The organism is Polymorphospora sp. NPDC050346 (genome assembly GCF_040655695.1).
Lineage (GTDB): Bacteria > Actinomycetota > Actinomycetes > Mycobacteriales > Micromonosporaceae > Polymorphospora > Polymorphospora lycopeni.
On sequence record NZ_JBFAKM010000002.1, the window covers coordinates 24,065 to 43,082 of the forward strand.

The following is a 19,018-nucleotide window of genomic DNA, read 5'->3' on the forward strand; positions in this document are numbered from 1 at the left end:
GTCGGGGGTGTTCCGCGGCTTTCGCGGCATGATCTGCCCTTGATCGACCCGGGCGGGCGGGTGGGCCGGCGCGGGGCCACCGGGTGGGCCGGCGCGGGGGTGGGAATCCGGTGGCGGGGGCGTCGTACCCAGGGGCGAGGATGTCCCCGGAGGTACGCACCAACATGAAGCTCACCCCTTACCGTCAGGCGCTCGGGCTGCCCGGCATCCGGCCGCTGCTGCTCATCGCCGTACTCGCCCGGGTGCCGGTGACCGCGGCCGGCATCACCTTGACCCTGCACGTCGTACTCGACCTCGAGCGCGGCTACGCGGCGGCCGGGCTCGTCGGCGGCGCCATGACGGTCGGCACGGCGATCGGCGCACCACTGCTCGGCCGGCTCGTCGACCGGCACGGTCTACGTCCCGTTATCGCCGTCACCACCGTCGCCGAGGCGATCTTCTGGGCGGTCGCCCAGGCGCTGCCGTATCCGGTGCTGCTGGTCGCCGCCTTCTTCGGCGGGCTGCTCACCCTGCCGGTCTTCTCCGTGGTCCGGCAGTCGATCGCGGCGCTCGCCCCCGAGGCGCACCGGCGTCCGGCGTACGCGCTCGACTCGATGTCGGTCGAACTGTCGTTCATGATCGGTCCGGCGCTCGCCGTGTTCCTGTCGACGGCGCTCTCGCCCCGGGTGACGATGCTCGCCGTCGGCAGCGGGATCGTCCTGTCCGGTATCACCCTTTTCCTGTTCAACCCGCCGGTCCGCACCGCCGCCGAGAAGGCCACCGCCGCGGCCCCCGTACGGCGCCGGGAGTGGCTGACGCCGCGACTGGTGGGCGTACTCGCGGTCAGTGCCGCGGCGACCCTGGTCCTCGGCGGCACGGACGTGGCGGTGGTCGCCGTGCTGCGGGAGTCCGGCCAGGTGGCGTGGACCGGGCTGGTCCTCGCCGTCTGGGCCGCTTACTCGCTGGTGGGTGGGTTCGCGTACGGCTCCGCGTCGCGACCGGTCCCGCCGGTCGGGCTGATGGGCGCGCTCGCGCTCTGCACCATCCCGGTCGGGCTCGGCGGCGGCCAGTGGTGGCTGCTGGCGATCGCGCTGCTGCCGGCCGGGGCACTGTGCGCCCCGACGATCGCCGCGACCGCCGACGCGGTGAGCCGGCTGGCGCCGGCGTCCGCCCGGGGTGAGGCGATGGGCCTGCACGGCTCGGCGATGACGGTCGGGATCGCGCTGGGGGCACCCCTCGCCGGCGCCGTGATCGACGCCTCCAGCCCGGCCTGGGGCTTCGCCGCCACCGGCGCGGTCGGGGCGCTCGTGGCGCTCCTCGCCCTGCCCGCCGGACTCCGGCGACGCCGCGCTCCCCTGGTCCCCGTCGAGGTCTGACCGGGCGGCCGGCCCGACGACAGCACGCGGCCCCGGCAGCACGCCGCCGTGCCCGCCCCGGCAGCACGCCAGGGCCGCGCCGCCCCCGGCGGCACGCCGGGCCGCGCCAGCCCGAGCAGGTGTTGATCTGAGCGGGAGGGACCTTATCGGCCGCCGGTAGGGTCTCTCCCGCTCAGATCGACGTCATCCCGCGCGGCGGGCGGTCGCAGCGCTGCCAGCCCGGCGGCAAAGGGCAGCACAGACGAAAGCGCCGGCCCCCCGTACGGAGGCCGGCGCTTCGCGAGTGGTGCGGGTCAGCGGCGGTCGAGGTCGCTCGCCACGTCCTCGGTGTAGCTGGCGCCGCCGTCGGACTCGCTCGTCAGCGGCTTCGCGCCACCCTCGGGCGGCCCGGCCAGCGACTGGTGGCCGGCGGCCAGGTGCGGGAACTTCAGGTCGAACGCGGGCCGCTCGGAGCGGATCCGGGGCATCCGGTCGAAGTTGCGCAGCGGGGGCGGGCAACTGGTCGCCCACTCCAGCGAGTTGCCGTGGCCCCACGGGTCGTCGACCTCGACGATGGGGCCGGTCTTGTACGACTTCCAGCAGTTCCAGATGAACGGCAGGGTCGAGATACCGGTGATGAACGACCCGATCGTGGAGATCGTGTTGAGCGTGGCCCAGTTGTCCATCGGCAGGTAGTCGGCGTAGCGACGGGGGAAGCCGTCGTTGCCGAGCCAGTGCTGCACGAGGAACGTGGTGTGGAAGCCGATGAGGGTCATCCAGAAGTGGATCTTGCCGAGGCGCTCGTCGAGCATCCGGCCGGTCATCTTCGGGAACCAGAAGTAGATGCCGGCGAACACCGCGAACACGATCGTGCCGAAGAGCACGTAGTGGAAGTGCGCGACGACGAAGTACGAGTCGGAGACGTGGAAGTCGATCGGCGGGCTGGCGAGCAGCACGCCGGACAGGCCGCCGAAGAGGAACGTCACCAGGAAGCCGATCGACCACAGCATCGGTGTCTCGAAGCTGATCTGGCCGCGCCACATGGTGCCGATCCAGTTGAAGAACTTCATACCGGTCGGTACGGCGATGAGGAAGCTCAGGAAGCTGAAGAACGGCAGCAGCACCTGGCCGGTGGCGAACATGTGGTGCGCCCACACGCTCATCGACAGGGCCGCGATGGCGATGGTGGCGCCGACCAGGCCCTTGTAGCCGAAGATCGGCTTACGGGAGAAGACCGGGATGATCTCGCTGACGATGCCGAAGAACGGCAGCGCCACGATATAGACCTCGGGATGGCCGAAGAACCAGAAGAGGTGCTGCCAGAGCAGTGGGCCGCCGGTCTCCGGGGCGTAGACGTGGGCGCCGAGGATCCGGTCGGCGGCGAGCGCGAACAGCGCGGCGGCCAGCAGCGGGAAGACCATGATCACCAGGAGGCTGGTGACCAGGATGTTCCAGGTGAAGATCGGCATCCGGAACATCGTCATGCCGGGCGCGCGCAGCGTCAGGATCGTGGTGATCAGGTTGACGCCGCCGAGGATGGTGCCCAGACCGGAGATGGCCAGACCGACGATCCACATGTTGGCGCCGACGCCCGGCGAGTGCTCGACGCTGCTCAGCGGGGCGTACGCGAACCAGCCGAAGTCGGCCGCGCCACCCGGGGTGAGGAAGCCGGCCATGGCGAGCGTGCCACCGAAGAGGTAGAGCCAGTACGCGAAGCTGTTCAGCCGGGGGAACGACACGTCGGGCGCGCCGATCTGGATCGGCACGATGTAGTTCGCGAACGCGAAGACGATCGGCGTCGCGAAGAACAGCAGCATGATCGTGCCGTGCATGGTGAAGAGCTGGTTGTACTGCTCCGGGGAGAGGAACTGCAGCCCGGGCTGGGCCAGCTCGGCCCGCATGATCAGCGCCATCAGGCCGCCGATCAGGAAGAACACGAAGGCGGTGATCATGTACATGATCCCGATCTGCTTCGCGTCCGTCGTACGCAGGATCCGCGCGATGGCCGAGCCCTTTACCGGCTGATGGACCGGCCAGGGCCGGGTCACGATCGGCTTCGGTCCGACGGTGGTCACGAGCGGCCTCCGGTTCTCGTTGGTCACACTCGGCACGCGCTCGTCGTTGACGCTCTGTCGTTGATCCGCGGGCGTACCTCGCAGCGAGGATAGTCCCCTCTACCGGCGGGTTTTGCGGCGGGTGGTGGTGCAGGGCCGATGGCTATATCGGATCGACCAGCAGACGGTAGTGCTCGGCGAAGATCCGCCCGCCCCGCCCACGCAGCAGCGGGTCGCGCAGCGCGGCCGGGACGTCACGCGTCCGCTCCCGGTCGCGGGTACGGTCCAGCACCCACTTCGTACGCGGCCGGCGGCGGCTCTCGTACGTCTCCAGCGCCGCTTCGACGTCGTCACCGTGACGCAGCGTGTCGGCGAGCACGACCGCGTCCTCGAAGGCCATGGCGGCGCCCTGGGACAGGGTCGGTGAGGTGGCGTGGGCGGCGTCACCGACGAGGACCACCCGGCCACGTGACCAGCGCCCGAGTTCGACCTCGTCGGTCCGGGCCACCTGGATCCTGTCGATCGCCTCGATGATCTCCGGTACCGGGTCGCCGTAGTCGGCGAACAGTTCGGCGAGCCGGGCCCGGGGATCGTCGGGCAGGGTGTCGCCGGCCTCGTCGGCGTAGCAGTAGAGCCGGCCGGCCCCCATCGGCACGGCGATGAACCCGGACCGCCGGCCGAGCAGCCCGGTCCACTCGGTGATCTTGGGGCCGCCGGTGACGACACTGCGATAGACGATCTGACCGACCGGGCGGGCCGCGCCACCGAGCGCGGCGAGCGAGCGGACCGCGGAGCGGCGGCCGTCGGCGCCGACGACCAGGTCGAATTCGGCGCTGGTGCCGTCGCCGAAGCCGACCGTGACGGTCCGGGCGCCGAGGTGGAGCCCGGTCACCCCGGTCTCGTGGTGTACGTCGCCACCGGCGGCGGTGAGCAGCACCCGGTGCAGTTCGGACCGGGGCAACGCCCGGCACTCGCCGACCCCGTCCCAGAGCCCGAGCAGGTCGACCTCGCACAACGGGCGGCCACGCTGGTCGAGGAAGTGCTGGCGGGTGATGACCTCGCCGAGGCGCTGGACCGGGCCGTCGACGTCGAGGGCGCGCAGCGCCCGGGCGGCGTTGCCGGGCAGGTAGATCCCCGCGCCGGGGACGGCCGACGCGGGGAGTTGCTCCACCACCCGGGGGCGGAAGCCGGCGAGGCGCAGGGCCCGCGCGGTGGCCAGCCCGGCGATGCCCGCCCCCACGATGAGGACGCGCAGGGAGGATCCGCCCATTTGTGCAACGCCTCCGAGGGGTTGGGCACGCGTTGAAGCCAAGAGACTACTTCGCGCGACGGCGCCGCGACAGACCCCTCCGGTGGAAGATCAGCGCTGGACCCGGGCTCCGCCTCCCTTGACCAGCGACTCAACCTCCTTGAGGCTCGCCATCGAAGTGTCGCCGGGGGTGGTCATCGCCAGCGCCCCGTGGGCCGCGCCGTACTCGATGGCCGTCGCGAGATCGCCCTTCTCCAGCAGGCCGTACGCGAGACCGGACGCGAAGCTGTCACCGCCGCCGACCCGGTCCATGATCTCCAGGCCGGGACGGTGGGTGGCCTCGACGAAGCCGCTCTCCGCCGACCACGCGACCGCGCCCCAGTCGTTGACGGTCGCCGTGCGCACCGTACGCAGGGTGGTGGCGACCACGGAGAAGTTGTCGTACTCCTTGGTGACCTCGCCGATCATCTTCTGGAAGTTGGCGACGTCGAGCTCGGACAGGTTCTCGTCGGTGTCGGGCACCTCGAAGCCGAGCGAGGCGGTGAAGTCCTCCTCGTTGCCGATCATCACGTCGACGTAGCGGGCCAGCCGGCGGTTGACCTCCTGGGCCCGGGCCTGTCCACCGACCGCCTTCCAGAGGCTGGGGCGGTAGTTCAGGTCGTACGAGATGACCGTGCCGTGCCGGCGGGCGGCGGACATGGCGGCCTCGATGGTGTCCGGGGTGATCTCGGACAGGGCCGCGTAGATGCCGCCGGTGTGCAGCCAGCGCACACCGAGGGTGCCGAAGAGGTGGTCCCAGTCGACGTCGTCGGGCCGCAGCTGGCTGGCGGCGGTGTGCCCCCGGTCGGAGGTGCCGACCGCGCCGCGTACGCCGAACCCGCGCTCGGTGAAGTTGAGGCCGTTGCGGACCGAGCGGCCGAGCCCGTCGTACGGCACCCACTTGACGAACGACGTGTCGACGCCGCCCTGCAGGACCAGGTCCTCCAGCAGCCGGCCGATCTCGTTGTCGGCGAACGCGGTGACCACCGCGGTGCGCAGCCCGAAGCAGCGGCGCAGCCCGCGGGCGACGTTGTATTCACCGCCGCCCTCCCAGGCCCGGAAGTTGCGGGCGGTGCGGACCCGCCCCTCGCCCGGGTCGAGCCGCAGCATGATCTCGCCGAGCGACACCAGGTCGTAGCGGCACTGGTCGGCGGGCCGGATCTGGAGCATCGTCACGCCTCCGGGGCGGGTCGGGCGGCGGCGACGGCCGCCGCGGTGAGGGCGGTGACCTCGTCCCACCGGCCGGCGCGCAGCAGGTCGGGGGCGACCATCCAGGTGCCGCCGACGGCGAACACGGACGGCACGGCGAGGTAGTCGGCGAGGTTGCCGGTGTTGACCCCGCCGGTGGGGATGAACCGGACCGAGCGGAACGGCGCGGCCAGCGCCTTGATCATCGGAATTCCGCCGAGCTGCTCGGCGGGGAAGAACTTGACGATCTCCAGCCCGGCGTCGAGCGCCATCTGGATCTCGGTGGCGGTGGCCACGCCGGGGAAGATCGGCAGGCCGAGTTCCTGGCAGCGCTTGACGACGCTCGGGCTGAAGCCGGGGCTGAGCACGAACTTCGCGCCGGCCTCGGCGGCCTGGTCGACCTGGGCCGGGGACAGCACGGTCCCGGCGCCGACGAGCAGGTCGGGGTTGGTGGACATGGCGCGGATGGCGTCCGCGGCGGCGGCGGTACGGAAGGTCACCTCGACGCTGCGCAGGCCGCCGGCGACCAGGGCGTCGGCGAGCGGGGTGGCGGCGGCGGCGTCTTCGAGCACGACGACCGGCAGCATCCGGCCGGCGGCGATGGCGGCGGTCACATCGAGCGATTGCTGTTCAGAATCATGAACGTTGGTCACACTTGTGACCCTAGCCCGGTGGTCGAGGATGTCAACCCGGCTAGAGTGACCGCCATGACGACGGGCGACGCCTACCAACCGGTCAAATCCGCCGGCCGGACCCTGGACGTGCTGGAGGCGCTGGCGGCCTCGCCGGAACGGCGCTCACTGGTCGACCTCGCCCGCACCCTCGGCATTCCGAAGAGCAGCCTGCACGGCATCCTGCGGACCATGGTCCAGCGCGGGTGGGTGGAGGCCGACGGCACCGGCACCCGGTTCGGCCTCGGCGTACGCGCCCTCCAGGTCGGCGCCGCCTACCTGGAGACCGACGACACCGTCGGCCTGCTCGGCGCCGTACTCGACGGGTTGTCCCGCGAGTTCGGCGAGACCGTGCACCTCGGTCGCCTCGACGGGGCCCACGTCGTCTACATGGCCAAACGCGAATCGGTGCACCCGCTGCGGCTCTACAGCGCGATCGGCCGCCGGCTGCCGGCGCACGCCACCGCGCTCGGCAAGGTGCTGCTCGCCGAACGCCCGTCGGAGTCCCTCGACGAGCTGCTGACCTGGCCGCTGGCCGCGCTGACCCCGGACACCGTCACCGACCCCGACGCCCTGCGCGCCGAACTCGACCTGGTCCGCGGCCGTGGATACGCCGTCGACCGCGGCGAGAACACCGAGGGCATCGTCTGCTTCGCGATGGCCGTACCGCTGCACGCCCCGGCCACCGACGCGATCAGCCTGTCGGTGCCCGCCGGCCGGATCGGCCCGGACACCGAGGACCGCGTCGTGTCCGCGCTCGGCCGCGCGGTCGAGCAGGTACGCGCCGCCCGCCGCCTGATCTCCGCGTAGGAGCCGACGGGTCCGGCGCCGGAACGGGCCGCGCACCGGCCTTGACTGTGACACCGTGTGAGGCCCCACGGTAGGACGTGCCATGTTCAGTATCGGAGACTTCGCCAGACTGGGCCGGGTGTCGGTCCGGATGCTGCGTCACTACGACGCCATCGGGCTGCTGACCCCGGCCACCGTCGACCCCGCCACCGGCTACCGCTTCTACCGGGCCGCCCAACTCGGGCGACTCAACCGGGTGATCGCCCTGAAGGACCTCGGTTTCACGCTGACCCAGGTCCAGGCGATCCTCGACGAGGACCTCGGCACCGACGCGCTGCGCGGCATGCTGCGCCTGCGCCGGGCCCAGCTCGAGGCCCAGATCGAGGCGGACGCGGCCCGGCTCACCGGGATCGAGGCGAGGCTCCAGTTGATCGAGAAGGAGGGCGACATGCCCACCGAGGACGTCGTACTCAAGCCGGTCGGCCCGGTCCGCGTCGCGGAACTGACCGCCGTCTCCCCGACCTACGAGACCGTCGACATCGGCCCGGTCATCCAGCCGCTCTACGCCGAACTCCACCGGCGGCTCGCGGTGGCCGGGGTGAAGCAGACCGGTCCCGGCATCGCCTACTACACCCCCGCACCGGACGGCCCCGGCGAGGCGGTCGTCGTGCACGCCACCGCCCAGGTCGACGCCGGGTCGCACGACGGGTACGACTTCGAGATCGTCGAGGTGCCGGCGATCCCGACCGCGGCGACGATCATCCACCGCGGACCGATGGACAACGTCGAGCAGAGCATCCAGATCCTGGCCCGGTGGGTCGAGGACAACGGATACCGGACCGACGGGTACGTGCGCGAGGTCTACCTCGACTATTGCGCGGACAACACCGCCGAGGGCGTCACCGAACTCCAGCTGGCCGTCACCAAGTCCTGAGTCGCGGCTCAGCGGGCGAGGGCGTCGATCCGGCGTGTCTCGTCGTCGTCGAGCCGGAAACCGAACAGGTCGAAGTTGTCCCGGATCCGCTCCGGGGTGACCGACTTCGGGATCACCACGATGCCGTGCTCCAGGTGCCACCGCAGCACCACCCGGGCCGGCGACACACCGTGCGCCTCGGCGATCCGGACCAGCTCCGGGTCGCCGAGGTCGGTGCTGCGGAACGGGCTGTAGCCCTCCAGCACCACACCGCGTTCGCGGTGCGCGGCCACGACCTGAGGGTCGTACAGCGACGGGCTCCACCGGACCTGGTTGACCGCGGGCGCCACCCCGGTCGCCCCGACCAGCTCGTCGAGTTGGTCGACGTCGTAGTTGCTCACCCCGACCGCCCGGGCCAGCCCCTGCTCGCGTACGGCCAGGAACTCCCGCCACGTCGATGGCGACGCGGTGCCGGCCGGCGGCCAGTGGATCAGCCACAGGTCGACGTGGTCGAAGCCGAGTGCGGCCAGGCTCGCGTCGATCGCCGGGCGCGGCCGGTCGGCCTGCTCGGGCAGCAGCTTGGTGGTGACGAAGACCTCCTCGCGCGGCACCCCGCTGTCCCGCACCGCCCGGCCCACCTGGTCCTCGTTGCGGTACATGGTGGCGGTGTCGATGTGCCGGTAGCCGACGTCGAGCGCCTCCCGGACCGCCCGGTAACACTCCTCGCCGGTCGTCTTCCAGGTGCCGAAGCCGAGCAGGGGCATGGTCACGCCACCGGTCAGCGTGACGGACGGGGACGTCATCGGGCGTACCTCCGCGAACGACGGGACCTCTCCGTCGCACCCTACGCCGGCCGGCCGGCGGTCACCGCCCGTACGGCCGCCCGGCGGCCGCCGCCCGGAGCCGGTCGAACGCCGTCGGGCCGGGCGGCCGGGCCAGCAGGAAGTCCCTGATCCGCACCGCGCAGTCGTACGGGGTGGTGGTCGTCGTGTCGCACTCGACGTCGTAGACGCCGTGCGCGTGCACCCGCTCGACCTGCGCCGCCGCCTGCCCGATCTGACGGTCGCCACGGACCCGTTCCCGTCGCGCCAACTCCTCGGCCGAACAGTGCACGCCGACCAGCACGACATCGAGCCCCGCCATGACCTCCAGGCAGTCCCGCAGCCGCCACGGCTCGCTGAGCACATGGTCGGCGACCACGTCGTTGCCGGCCCGGGCCATGCCGGCGACCGCCCGGTGGAAGCCGGCGCGGGTCCGGGTGAGCACGTCGGTCACCTCGGCGGGCGACAGCTGCGTGGTCGGTCGCGCGGCCCGCATCGCGCCGAACGCGTCGACCGACAGGTGAAAATAGGGCCGGCGGAAGCGCGGCCCGTCGAGCACGGTCAGCAACTGCCCGGCGAGGCTGGTCTTCCCGGAGCTGGACGTGCCGTTGAGCAGGACGATCTGGCCGGGCGGGGACACCTCCCGAGTCTCGCACGTTGGACCCGGCTGGCCGTTGGGCGGGCAGCGTGGATCATGGAAGGACCGCCGCCGGAGGGAGTGCCGTGTTCCTGACCCACCTCGACTGCCCCCGCTGCGGTACGCGGCATCCCGCCGACCGCCCGCAGAACCTGTGCGGATGCGGATCGCCGCTGCTGGCCCGCTACGACCTCGACGCGGTCCGCGCCGCGGTCTCCCCCGCCGACCTCACCGGCCGGGGCGCCGATCTCTGGCGCTACCGGGAACTGCTGCCGGTCGCCGACCCGGCCAACGCCGTCACCCTCGGCGAGGGCTGGACGCCGCTGCTGCCGGCCACCCGCTACGGCGAGCACATCGGACTTCCCAACCTGCTGATCAAGGACGAGGGCCTGGTCCCCACCGGTTCGTTCAAGGCCCGTGGCGCGGCCGTCGGCGTGTCACGCGCCCGCGAACTCGGGGTCCGGCATGTCGCCATGCCGACCAACGGCAACGCGGGTGCGGCCTGGGCGACGTACGCGGCCCGCGCCGGGCTGCGGGCCACCATCGCGATGCCGCTGGGCGCTCCGGCCATCACCCGCAACGAGTGCATCGCCGCCGGCGCCGACCTGCTTCTGGTCGACGGCCTCATCAACGACGCCGGGCGGCACGTCGCCGGCATCCTCGCCGGGTCGGGCGGCACGATCTTCGACGCCAGCACCCTGAAAGAGCCGTACCGGCTCGAGGGCAAGAAGACAATGGGCCTGGAAATAGTCGAACAGCTCGGCTGGCGGGTGCCCGACGTGATCATCTATCCGACCGGCGGCGGGGTCGGATTGATCGGAATTCACAAAGCACTCGGCGAACTGCGCGAGTTGGGTTGGATCGACGACCGGATGCCCCGGCTGGTGGCGGTCCAGTCCAGCGGCTGCGCCCCGATCGTACGGGCCTTCGAGGCCGGTGCGCGGCGGGCCGAGCCGTGGGTCGACGCCGCCACCGTCGCCTTCGGGATCACCGTGCCGGCGCCGCTGGGCGACGAGCTGATCCTCGACGCGGTCACCGGTACCGGTGGAACCGCGATCGCGGTCGACGATTCGGAGATCCTTGCCGACCTGCGGGAATTCGGTGCCCGTGAGGGTTTGCTGCTGTGCCCGGAGGGGGCGGCCGGCCTGACCGCGGCCCGGCGGTTGCGCGCCGACGGCTGGATCCGCGCGGACGAACAGGTGGTGGTGCTCAACACCGGCGCCGGCCTGAAGTATCCGGAAACCGTTGCGGTGGAGGGGTTCGGGCCGACTCGTCACTGAGCCGATCGTCAGTCACCGGATCCGTCGACATCCCGACAGAAGCAACCACTTGACGCTAGAGTGCGCCCATCCGGCCTGGCAACCTGAACGTCCGGTAACCAGAAAGCGATCTTCCGCGTAACGAGACATCGGTAAGGCCGCTCGTTAATAGGGCTCGGTAACGGGAAAGATGGCCGCGTGAATCGCTTGACCGCGGTTTCGCCCGCACCGCATCCTCTCTCCGAGGACGACGAGTCGCTTTGGCGGACCGCCACCGAGGTCCTTGACGCCAACTGGCGAACCGACCACACCGTTCCATCGGGCACCCTCTATCCACACCAGTGGAGCTGGGACTCCGCCTTCATCAGCATCGGCCTGGCGCACATCGCGCCCGACCGGGCCTGGCGGGACCTGCGCAGCCTCTTCGAGGCCCAGTGGCCGGACGGCCGGGTGCCGCACATCGTGTTCGATCTGGGGGTCGCCGAGCGCGACTACTTCCCCGGTCCCGATTTCTGGGACGTCCCTGCCATGTCGGGGCGACCGCCCCGCTTCTCCACCGGACTGGTGCAGCCGCCGGCACACGCGCTCGCCGCGTGGGAGGTCTACCGCCGGGCACCCGGCGACGCCTCCGCCGAGGAACTGCGCCGGCTCTACCCACGTCTGGTCGCGCTACAGGACTACCTGATCGGTGCACGCGGGGTCAGCGGCACCGGACTGGCCAGCATCGTGCACCCGTGGGAATCGGGGCTCGACAACAGCCCATCCTGGGACATGGCGCTGGCGAACGTCACCGCCGACGAGGACCTCCTGATCCGCTACGAGCGGCAGGACCTCAAGCGGGCGGCGGCGGACCACCGGCCGACCAACGACGACTACGCCCGCTACATCGCGATCGCCGCCACCTACCGCAACGGCGGCTACTCCGACGCCGACCTGGTCGACCGGCACCTGTTCGTCGTCGAGTGCCCGGCGTACAACTCGCTGCTGGGCGCGGCCGAACACGCGCTGGCCCGGATCGCGGCCGTCGTCGGCGCGGACCCCGCACCGCACCGCGACCGGGCGGCGACCATCACCCGCAGCATCGTCGAACGGCTCTACGATCCGGAGAGCGGCACCTTCCGCTCCCTGGACCTGAAGACCGGCAGACTCAGCACGCAGCGCTGCGTCAACGGCCTCTTCCCGCTGATCCTGGGCGACCTGCCCCGGGACATCGTGGCGCAGGTCGTGGCGGAGGCCGAGTCGGCCCGCTTCGGGATCAACGAGCTGATGCCGATCCCGAGCTCCGACCGGACGGCCGACAGTTTCGACGCCAACCGCTACTGGCGGGGCCCGGTCTGGATCAACGCGAACTGGCTGCTCGCCCGAGGGCTGGCGGCCCACGGGTACGCCGGGCACGCGGCGACGCTGCGCACCGCGATGCTGGACCTGGTACGCCGGTCCGGCTACTACGAATATTTCCACCCGATCACCGGTGACGGCATCGGCGCCGGGGCGTTCAGCTGGACCGCCGCCCTGGTTCTCGACATGCTCGCCGAGGTCGGCCCACGGATCGGCGATCCCGGCACGACCCGGATGAGCCGTACCCGATAGTCAGACCGACAACCCACACCTGATCCGCGCGACGTCGTGGCGGCCCGTCCGTCATCTCCGACCACCACCAACCGGTGACGTCGCGCGGATCCGACCGATCCACGGCGGGTTCGACCGGACACCACCGCCATGTGGATGGCCCGAACGAGCCCGGTGGGAAAGGGCACGGGACCGTCAGGCGCCTTCGACCAACTCCGTCCGCCATGCCGCGTACCGGGCGCGCAGGTCGGCGAGATCCTGGCCGCCCATGCCGTAGGCCGCGAAGTCGTCGTCGTCGAGAAGTCGTGCCTGTCCGAGCGCAACGGCGAACATGCGCCGGTCGAACCCGCTGTCGGCTCGCTCGGCAAGACGCAGCACCGCGTCCCGGTCGTACCGGCCGGACTGAACTACAGCGTCGACATCGATGAAGTCACGGGCAAGGGCACGCCCGTAGAGCGCGGCCACCTTGTTCGCGACGGCGTCATCAGGGTGCAGGACCGGCCCGATCGCCATCTGGATGGGTTCGTTGGCCCGCCAGTCCACCCCCAGCTCCACCTTCGACGCGTGGTCGCCGGCGAGGGCGAAGCCGTACGTCTCGGCCGCGGCGAGCCCGGTTCGGGCCAACTGCTCGTGAAACAGGTCCACGGGTTACGCGGCTGCCGCGCCGGTCGCGGCGAGTTCGGGGAACCTGCGTTCCCAGAGCAGCCGTAGGCGTGGCGGAAGCCAGAGCTGCGGCCAGAGTCGCACCAGTACCTCTCCGTCGATCCAGGTGCGCAGATCCTGGACGGTACTCGCCTCGTTGAGGACGGTCTTGTACATCGCGGCGAGGCGGGCAGGCCGGTCGAGATCGTAAGCGGGGTCACCGGACCAGTCGAGATGACGCGGCAGCGTGACCGTGCCCGCCGTGGGACCCCGCAGGTCATCGAGAGTGTCGGCGACGACGTACGGTTTCCGCGCACCGTACGGGACGTAGTCCTCGGGTGGCCTCAGATCTGCGGCACTCGTCTTGCGCCGGCTGTGGTTGGCGGCGCGCCTGGCTTCCGGATGCAACGCCTGCCGGATGGTCTCGCGGCTGTATCCCGTCACCCGTTGGAGGTCGACCGGCCGCCAACCATCGGCGTGGAAGGCGCGCAACTGGGCGTCGCGTCGAGCGAGCGCCTCGTCCTTGCTGGCCTCGTACCGCGCGATCACATCTCGCAGGGCGTCTTCCGTATACCGGACCACCCAGGAAGCCTAGCATGTTAGGCCTAACTCGCTGGGCACTCCGTTCGGTCACCGACCGGCCGGGACCGTCAGCACGGACTCGATGCTGGCGCAGGCGGCGGCCGCGGTGGCCGCGATGTCGATGGCGGCGCCGAAGCGGCGGCTGCGATCGGCGTACCGGGGCTCGGTGAGCAGTTCCACCAGCAGTTCCCCGGCCAGGCCAGGGTCCCACCGGGTCGACGGCAGCCAGCGCGCGACGCCGAGCCGCTGCAGCCGGGCGCCGGTGTCCGGCTGGTCGAAGCTGTGCGCCAGCACCAGTTGCGGTACGCCGGAGACCAGGCAGCGGCCGAGGGTGCCGATCCCGCCGTGGTGGATCACCGCCGCCATGTGCGGTACCACCTCCCGGTAGGGCAACCTAGGAAACCAGGTGACTTCGGGTGGCAGCGGATCGGGCAGGCTCTCCGGATGCGGGCTGACCAGCACCACCCGACGGCCGGCCCGGCGACACGCGGCCAGCGCCGCCGCGTAGAACGGCTCCCACAGCATCTGGCCGGAGCTGGCCGCCACCAGCACCGGCGGCTCACCGGCGGCGAGCAGGTCGGTCAGCTCCGCCGGCGGTGCACCGGACTCGGCGGCGTCGTTGAGCAGGAACCCGACCCGGTCCACGCCGGCCGGGGTCGGCGGGCCGGCGGCGTCGAACCACTTCGGCCACAGCCCGATCTGCCGGGCCGCGCCCGACATCCACGCCGGCCAGTCGGTGACCGGCGGCAGGCCGAAGTCGGCCCGTACGGCGTCGACACCGGCGGCCAGTTCGGTGCGGTGCACGTGGGCCTGCACCGGCAGCAGCAGGTGCTGGGCCGGGGTCATGGCGACCCAGACGGCGGGCACCCCGAACGCCTCGGCGGCGATCAGCGCGGACAGCCCGGACGTGTGCCGGCCGACGACGACGGTCTCCCCCGGGCGGTGTCGTGCCGCGACCACCTCCACCTCACGCCGGATCTGCCCGAACAGGTCGTTGCGCTCGTAGTGGCCGCGCAGGTCGGGCAGGCTCGCCGAGCCGACCCGGGCGTCCAGCATGTCGCGGGCGTCGGCGAGGTAGCGGACGTACTCCTGCTCGGTGTCGAGGGCGACGAACCCGATGCCGGCGGCGCGGGCGGTCGGGCCGTAGCGGGCGTGGGTGGCGATCGTGACGTCGTGTCCCCGGCCGGCCAGCGCCCGGCCGAGCTGGACGAACGACAGCACGTCCCCGTTGGTGCCGTGGGTGGTCAGTACGACGGTGGTCATCGGGTCAGCCGCTCTCGGCGGCGAGCAGGGCGGCCACCTCGTCGTCGGAGAGGGCTTCGACCTCGGCGAGCAGCCCGTCGAGGTCGGTGGCCGCCCGGCCGCCGGCGGCGTCGATCGAACCGGCCGCCTGCGCCACCGTGAACGCCGGGGTGAAGAGCAGTTCGACCGGCAGCTCGACGCCGAGGACGGCGCGTACCCGGGCCATGAACTGCACCACGTGCAGCGACTGGCCGCCCAGCGCGAAGAAGCTGTCGTGCACCGAGCGCGGCGGCACGCCGAGCACGTCGGTCCACAGTTGGGCGACGGTGAGTTCGGTGCCGGTGGCGGAACCGAGCGGCAGCGGGCTCGCCGGCCGGGCGTGGACCGCGGCGTGCAGGGCGGCGGCGTCGCGCAGTTCGGTCGCGATCCGCTCGACCAGCCGCCAGGCGGCGGGCGGCGGGCCGGGGGTCGCCCCGGCGGGGGCCGGGGGTGGCGGTGCGGTGGCGGCGGCCGGTGGCCGGAACCGCACCCCGGCGGCGGTCGCGGCGGGCAGCCGGAAGAGCTGGCGGCCGTCGGCCTCGGCGACCGGTTCGCCGGCGACGTCGTGCACGAAGTCGCGGGCCGGCCGGTTCTTGGCCGACGCGACCACCGGCAGGGTGACGTCGGCGAGCCCCCGGGCCAGGGCCAGTTCGCCGAGCGCGGCCAGCACCCGGTGCTCGACGCCGCGGCCGAGGACCCGGCAGCTCAGCAGGAAGGTGTCGACGGCCAGCGCCGGCCCGGTGGTGGTGGACAGGACCAGACCCACGATCCCGTACGCCCCGAAGCGGTCGGTCACCTCGACCGCGTGGCACTCCAGTCCGCTCCCGACGAGTTCGGCGGCGGTACGCCGTACCGTGGTGAGGTTGAACTGGTTGGTGCGCTGGGTGAGCTGGGCGAGCCGCTCGACCTGGTCGGGTGTCGCCGGCGCGACCGTGACGGCCAGCCGCAGCCCGGCGACGAACTCCGCGACGGTGCCGACCGAGCCACGCAGCTCGCGGCGCTGGCGCTCACGCCGGTAGTGCTCGGTGCGCAGCCGGTCGTCGTCGGTGACCGCGAGCACGTCCAGCGGCCAGCAGTGCCGCAGCGTACGCAGCGCCCCGGCGGCGTCGGCGGGCAGTTGGACGGTCAGCACCTCGGGGCAGGCGGCGCGCATCTCGCCACACTCGACCGGGCTGTCGTCGAGGAAGACGAAGCTGTCCGGGCCGAGGTCGAGTTCGGCGGCGAGTTCGCGTACGGTGACCGACTTCGGCCGCCAGTCGGCGCGTAGGGCGGTCAGGTGCGAAAGGCCGATGCCCATTTCCGGCCGCCCGGCGAACACCGCCCGCACGTCGGCCTCGGCGTTCTTGCTGCTGACGCAGATCAGCCGGCCGGCGCGCTGCTGGGCGACGAGCAGTTCGTGCAGCGCCCGCCGGTCGGGTCCGATGTGGATGCCGTCGACGCCGTCCTCGCCCACCACGCCGTCCCACAGCGTGTTGTCGGCGTCGACGACGAGCACCTTGGGCCGGGGCGTACGCAGCGCGTGCAGCCGGCGCATGACCGCGGTGCCGAGCACGGAGAAGAACTCGGGGGTGTAGGGCACGTGGCCGAGCCGGTCGGCGTACTCGTCGGCGTAACCGCGTGGGCCGTACGCGTCGAGGGTGTCGGCGTCGGTGAGCAGGTGCACCCCGGCGACGGCGCCGAGGCCGTCGGCCAGCCGCCGGACGGTGGCCCGCAGGAAGGGGCCGTCGACCGGGTCGGCGAGCAGCGCCGGGGAGGCCGGGCAGAGGACGACGATCAGGCGGGGGGTCGTGCCGGCGGCGACCCGTACCGCCTCGACCAGGTCGTCGGCGGCGGACGCCACGGTCGCCCGACCGTCGGCGCCGAGCCCGGGGGCCGGATCGCCGGTGTCGGGTCCGGCCGCGCCGCGCTCCGGGTCGCGGCCGGCGGCCGTGGCCCAGTCTTCGGGGCGGATCAGCGCGACGGTCGCCCCGGCGGCCGGCACCCCGAGCAACTGCTGGAAGACCTGCCCGTACGGGGCGAAGGTGACGTCCTGCGGCAGGTCGAGTTCGGCCGACCACCAGGCGAGTGGGGTGGCCAGCGATTCGGCGACGAAGGTGGCCGTCACCACGACGGGAAAGTTGCTGACTGCGGTGTTGCCGGTCTGCACCGCCCCAACCTAGGAAGGCGTTGATCGAACTGTCAATACTCTTAACTATTGACCGGGTGGCCAACCGACCGGCTGACCCACCGGGGTGGATAGGGTCGGAGAATGGCTCTGATCATGATCACCGGGGCGTCCGACGGGCTGGGCCGGGCCCTTGCCCGGACCCTCGCCGCCCAGGGCCACCAGCTGGTCGTACACGGGCGCGACGAACGACGGCTCGCCGAGATCGCCGCCGCCACCGGGGCACTGGCGGTCCGGGCCGACCTCTCCTCACTCGCCGGGGTACGACAACTCGCCGCGCGGGTCGGCGCCGAGCACGACCGGCTGGACGTGCTGGTCAACAACGCCGGGGTGGGCTTCGGGCCGGCCGGTGAGCCACGGCGGCTCTCCCCCGACGGCCACGAACTGCGGCTGGCCGTCAACTACCTGGCGCCGTACCTGCTCAGCCGGCTGCTGCTGCCGCTGCTGCGGCGCGCCACCCCGGCCCGGATCGTCAACGTCGCCTCGATCGGCCAGGCGGACGTCGACCTCGACAACCTGATGCTCGAGCACGACTACGACCGGTTCGTGGCCTACCGGCGGGCGAAGCTGGCCCTGATCGCCGACACGTTCGACCTGGCCCACGACCTCGCCGGCAGCGGGGTGACCGTCAACGCGTTGCACCCGGCGACACTGATGCCGACCACGATGGTCCGCGACGCCGGCATGGACCGGGTCGAGTCGCTGGAGGACGGGCTGCGGGCCACCCTGCGGCTGGTGGTCGATCCGGCGCTGGCCGGGGTGACCGGCCGCTACTTCGACCGCGACCACGAATCCCGAGCCCGGGAGCAGGCATACGACCCCGCGTTCCGGGCCCGGCTCCGGTCGGTCACCGAGCGGCTGGTCGGCACGTGAACCCCGCGCGTCGGGGCACCGCGCGCCCGGTCACCGGCGCTCACGATCCGGGCGGTTCGTCCTCGCCGGCCGCCTCGGCCGCGTCGCCCTCCTCCTTCGTCCGGTGCACCACCCCGTCGGCGTGCTCCGGCGGCCCGTACACGGTGTAGAGCACCAACGGGTTCGGGCCGGTGTTCACGAAGTTGTGCTTCTGACCGGCCGGTACGACCACCAGGTCGCCCTGGTTCACCCGGCGGGTCTCGCCGTTGACGACGGCCTCGCCGACGCCGCTGACGAAGGTCAGGATCTGGTCGATCCCCTCGTGCACCTCTTCGCCGATCTCGCCGCCCGGCGGGATCGTCATGATGACCAACTGGGTCCGCTGCCCGGTCCACAGCACCCGACGGAAATCGGCGCTCTTCTCCGCCTCGGTGGCGATCGTGAAGTGTTCCATGTCCGGTTCAATACCCGATGCCCCGGCCGCGCACTCCACCGAACGGACGACGACACACTGCCCGCTCGCCGGGTTTGCGTTGGGCCGGTCCTGGGCATGCACGCACACAGACCGGGACGACGAGGTGCCGGTCGAGCCAGGTCCCCGCTGACGTACGGCCGGATGGCTGCGGCGGTGGGAGACGGCCAGAGCGCGGCGACGTTACGACAGCGGTCGGGCGGCGCCGCGCGCTCTTGTGTCCCCGACCCCACGGGCCCGTTCCCGCGGCCTTGTGCTCCCCTGCCCCTGCAGGCCCTGCCCCTGCAGGCCCTGCTGCACGGGCCCTGTCGCCGCCGGGTGCGTCCGCGGTCGACACTACCCCGCCGGTCCCGCCATTCCAACCGTGAGCTGCGCGGACGCACCAAACCGGACGGTGCCGGGACACGCAATGGGCCGGAAGGTCGTACCCCCGTGGTCCACTCGTGGGGAGGACAGCCGGCGCCGGCAGCCCGTACGGTCGGCTGCAACGGCCGCCGATACG

The 19,018-nt window shown here is 72.0% G+C and carries 17 protein-coding genes; 6 read left to right on the forward strand and 11 right to left on the reverse strand.

All coding sequences use genetic code 11. The annotated features are described in order from the left end of the window. Window positions 1-140 precede the first annotated feature (140 nt). A complete protein-coding gene (locus AB0I42_RS02625; RefSeq protein WP_357533507.1) occupies window positions 141-1,355 on the forward strand; it encodes an MFS transporter in 1,215 nt (404 codons plus the stop codon). Between the two features lie 293 nt (window positions 1,356-1,648). On the opposite strand, the gene ctaD is transcribed toward AB0I42_RS02625, so the two are convergent. From ctaD to eda, 4 genes are all read right to left on the reverse strand, one after another. Continuing rightward, window positions 1,649-3,409, reverse strand: a complete 1,761-nt coding sequence (gene ctaD / locus AB0I42_RS02630) for a cytochrome c oxidase subunit I (RefSeq protein WP_357533509.1) — start codon at window positions 3,407-3,409, stop codon at window positions 1,649-1,651. 142 nt (window positions 3,410-3,551) lie between these two features. After that, window positions 3,552-4,658 carry an FAD-dependent monooxygenase gene (locus tag AB0I42_RS02635; protein WP_357533511.1) on the reverse strand — a complete coding sequence of 369 codons (1,107 nt, stop codon included), beginning with the start codon at window positions 4,656-4,658 and terminating at the stop codon, window positions 3,552-3,554. A gap of 90 nt (window positions 4,659-4,748) precedes the next feature. Then, complete coding sequence (locus AB0I42_RS02640) at window positions 4,749-5,846, reverse strand: sugar kinase (protein WP_357533513.1); 1,098 nt, start codon at window positions 5,844-5,846, stop codon at window positions 4,749-4,751. A gap of 2 nt (window positions 5,847-5,848) precedes the next feature. Beyond that, window positions 5,849-6,517: a bifunctional 4-hydroxy-2-oxoglutarate aldolase/2-dehydro-3-deoxy-phosphogluconate aldolase gene (eda, locus tag AB0I42_RS02645; RefSeq protein WP_357533515.1), complete on the reverse strand. Its 669-nt coding sequence runs from the start codon at window positions 6,515-6,517 to the stop codon at window positions 5,849-5,851. 54 nt (window positions 6,518-6,571) lie between these two features. Here eda and AB0I42_RS02650 point away from each other — a divergent pair, with 54 nt between their 5' ends. Then, entirely contained in the window at window positions 6,572-7,345 is a 774-nt protein-coding gene (locus AB0I42_RS02650; protein ID WP_357533518.1) for an IclR family transcriptional regulator, read from the forward strand. An 82-nt stretch (window positions 7,346-7,427) separates the two neighbouring features. Next, window positions 7,428-8,258, forward strand: coding sequence for a MerR family transcriptional regulator (locus AB0I42_RS02655; protein WP_357533519.1), 831 nt, complete (start codon window positions 7,428-7,430; stop codon window positions 8,256-8,258). 8 nt (window positions 8,259-8,266) lie between these two features. Here the strand turns inward: AB0I42_RS02655 and AB0I42_RS02660 are convergent, their stop codons facing one another. Together AB0I42_RS02660 and AB0I42_RS02665 are read right to left on the reverse strand one after the other, a co-directional pair. After that, window positions 8,267-9,040 carry an aldo/keto reductase gene (locus AB0I42_RS02660; RefSeq protein WP_357533521.1) on the reverse strand — a complete coding sequence of 258 codons (774 nt, stop codon included), beginning with the start codon at window positions 9,038-9,040 and terminating at the stop codon, window positions 8,267-8,269. A gap of 61 nt (window positions 9,041-9,101) precedes the next feature. After that, complete coding sequence (locus AB0I42_RS02665) at window positions 9,102-9,698, reverse strand: AAA family ATPase (RefSeq protein ID WP_357533523.1); 597 nt, start codon at window positions 9,696-9,698, stop codon at window positions 9,102-9,104. An 83-nt stretch (window positions 9,699-9,781) separates the two neighbouring features. Here AB0I42_RS02665 and AB0I42_RS02670 point away from each other — a divergent pair, with 83 nt between their 5' ends. Together AB0I42_RS02670 and AB0I42_RS02675 are read left to right on the forward strand one after the other, a co-directional pair. Continuing rightward, the gene (locus AB0I42_RS02670) at window positions 9,782-10,975 is read left to right on the forward strand and encodes a threonine synthase (RefSeq protein ID WP_357533525.1); all 1,194 of its coding nucleotides are present in this window, start codon (window positions 9,782-9,784) and stop codon (window positions 10,973-10,975) included. A gap of 177 nt (window positions 10,976-11,152) precedes the next feature. Next, a complete protein-coding gene (locus tag AB0I42_RS02675; protein WP_357533527.1) occupies window positions 11,153-12,544 on the forward strand; it encodes a hypothetical protein in 1,392 nt (463 codons plus the stop codon). A 174-nt stretch (window positions 12,545-12,718) separates the two neighbouring features. Here AB0I42_RS02675 and AB0I42_RS02680 read toward each other — a convergent pair whose 3' ends face one another. From AB0I42_RS02680 to AB0I42_RS02695, 4 genes are read right to left on the reverse strand one after another with little or no spacing between them, the layout of a single operon-like run. Next, window positions 12,719-13,168, reverse strand: coding sequence for a nucleotidyl transferase AbiEii/AbiGii toxin family protein (locus AB0I42_RS02680; RefSeq protein ID WP_357533529.1), 450 nt, complete (start codon window positions 13,166-13,168; stop codon window positions 12,719-12,721). Between the two features lie 3 nt (window positions 13,169-13,171). Continuing rightward, window positions 13,172-13,747: a hypothetical protein gene (locus AB0I42_RS02685; protein WP_357533531.1), complete on the reverse strand. Its 576-nt coding sequence runs from the start codon at window positions 13,745-13,747 to the stop codon at window positions 13,172-13,174. Between the two features lie 48 nt (window positions 13,748-13,795). Next, complete coding sequence (locus AB0I42_RS02690) at window positions 13,796-15,010, reverse strand: nucleotide disphospho-sugar-binding domain-containing protein (RefSeq protein WP_357533533.1); 1,215 nt, start codon at window positions 15,008-15,010, stop codon at window positions 13,796-13,798. A gap of 4 nt (window positions 15,011-15,014) precedes the next feature. After that, complete coding sequence (locus AB0I42_RS02695; RefSeq protein ID WP_357533535.1) at window positions 15,015-17,174, reverse strand: HAD-IIIC family phosphatase; 2,160 nt, start codon at window positions 17,172-17,174, stop codon at window positions 15,015-15,017. Between the two features lie 102 nt (window positions 17,175-17,276). On the opposite strand from AB0I42_RS02695, the gene AB0I42_RS02700 reads away from it, so the two are divergent. After that, window positions 17,277-18,065, forward strand: a complete 789-nt coding sequence (locus tag AB0I42_RS02700; protein ID WP_357533537.1) for an SDR family NAD(P)-dependent oxidoreductase — start codon at window positions 17,277-17,279, stop codon at window positions 18,063-18,065. Window positions 18,066-18,105: 40 nt separating this feature from the next. Here the strand turns inward: AB0I42_RS02700 and AB0I42_RS02705 are convergent, their stop codons facing one another. Beyond that, on the reverse strand, window positions 18,106-18,498 hold the full coding sequence (locus AB0I42_RS02705; protein WP_357533539.1) for a cupin domain-containing protein: 393 nt from the start codon (window positions 18,496-18,498) through the stop codon (window positions 18,106-18,108). Window positions 18,499-19,018: the final 520 nt, after the last annotated feature.

What these genes read in the sequence shown, in the direction of transcription:
- AB0I42_RS02625 (WP_357533507.1), top strand. Translation starts at nt 141, where the DNA reads ATGTCCCCGGAGGTACGCACCAACATGAAGCTCACCCCTTACCGTCAG.
- AB0I42_RS02635 (WP_357533511.1), bottom strand. Translation starts at nt 4,658, where the DNA reads ATGGGCGGATCCTCCCTGCGCGTCCTCATCGTGGGGGCGGGCATCGCC.
- AB0I42_RS02640 (WP_357533513.1), bottom strand. Translation starts at nt 5,846, where the DNA reads ATGCTCCAGATCCGGCCCGCCGACCAGTGCCGCTACGACCTGGTGTCG.
- AB0I42_RS02650 (WP_357533518.1), top strand. Translation starts at nt 6,572, where the DNA reads ATGACGACGGGCGACGCCTACCAACCGGTCAAATCCGCCGGCCGGACC.
- AB0I42_RS02655 (WP_357533519.1), top strand. Translation starts at nt 7,428, where the DNA reads ATGTTCAGTATCGGAGACTTCGCCAGACTGGGCCGGGTGTCGGTCCGG.
- AB0I42_RS02660 (WP_357533521.1), bottom strand. Translation starts at nt 9,040, where the DNA reads ATGACGTCCCCGTCCGTCACGCTGACCGGTGGCGTGACCATGCCCCTG.
- AB0I42_RS02690 (WP_357533533.1), bottom strand. Translation starts at nt 15,010, where the DNA reads ATGACCACCGTCGTACTGACCACCCACGGCACCAACGGGGACGTGCTG.
- AB0I42_RS02700 (WP_357533537.1), top strand. Translation starts at nt 17,277, where the DNA reads ATGGCTCTGATCATGATCACCGGGGCGTCCGACGGGCTGGGCCGGGCC.
- AB0I42_RS02705 (WP_357533539.1), bottom strand. Translation starts at nt 18,498, where the DNA reads ATGGAACACTTCACGATCGCCACCGAGGCGGAGAAGAGCGCCGATTTC.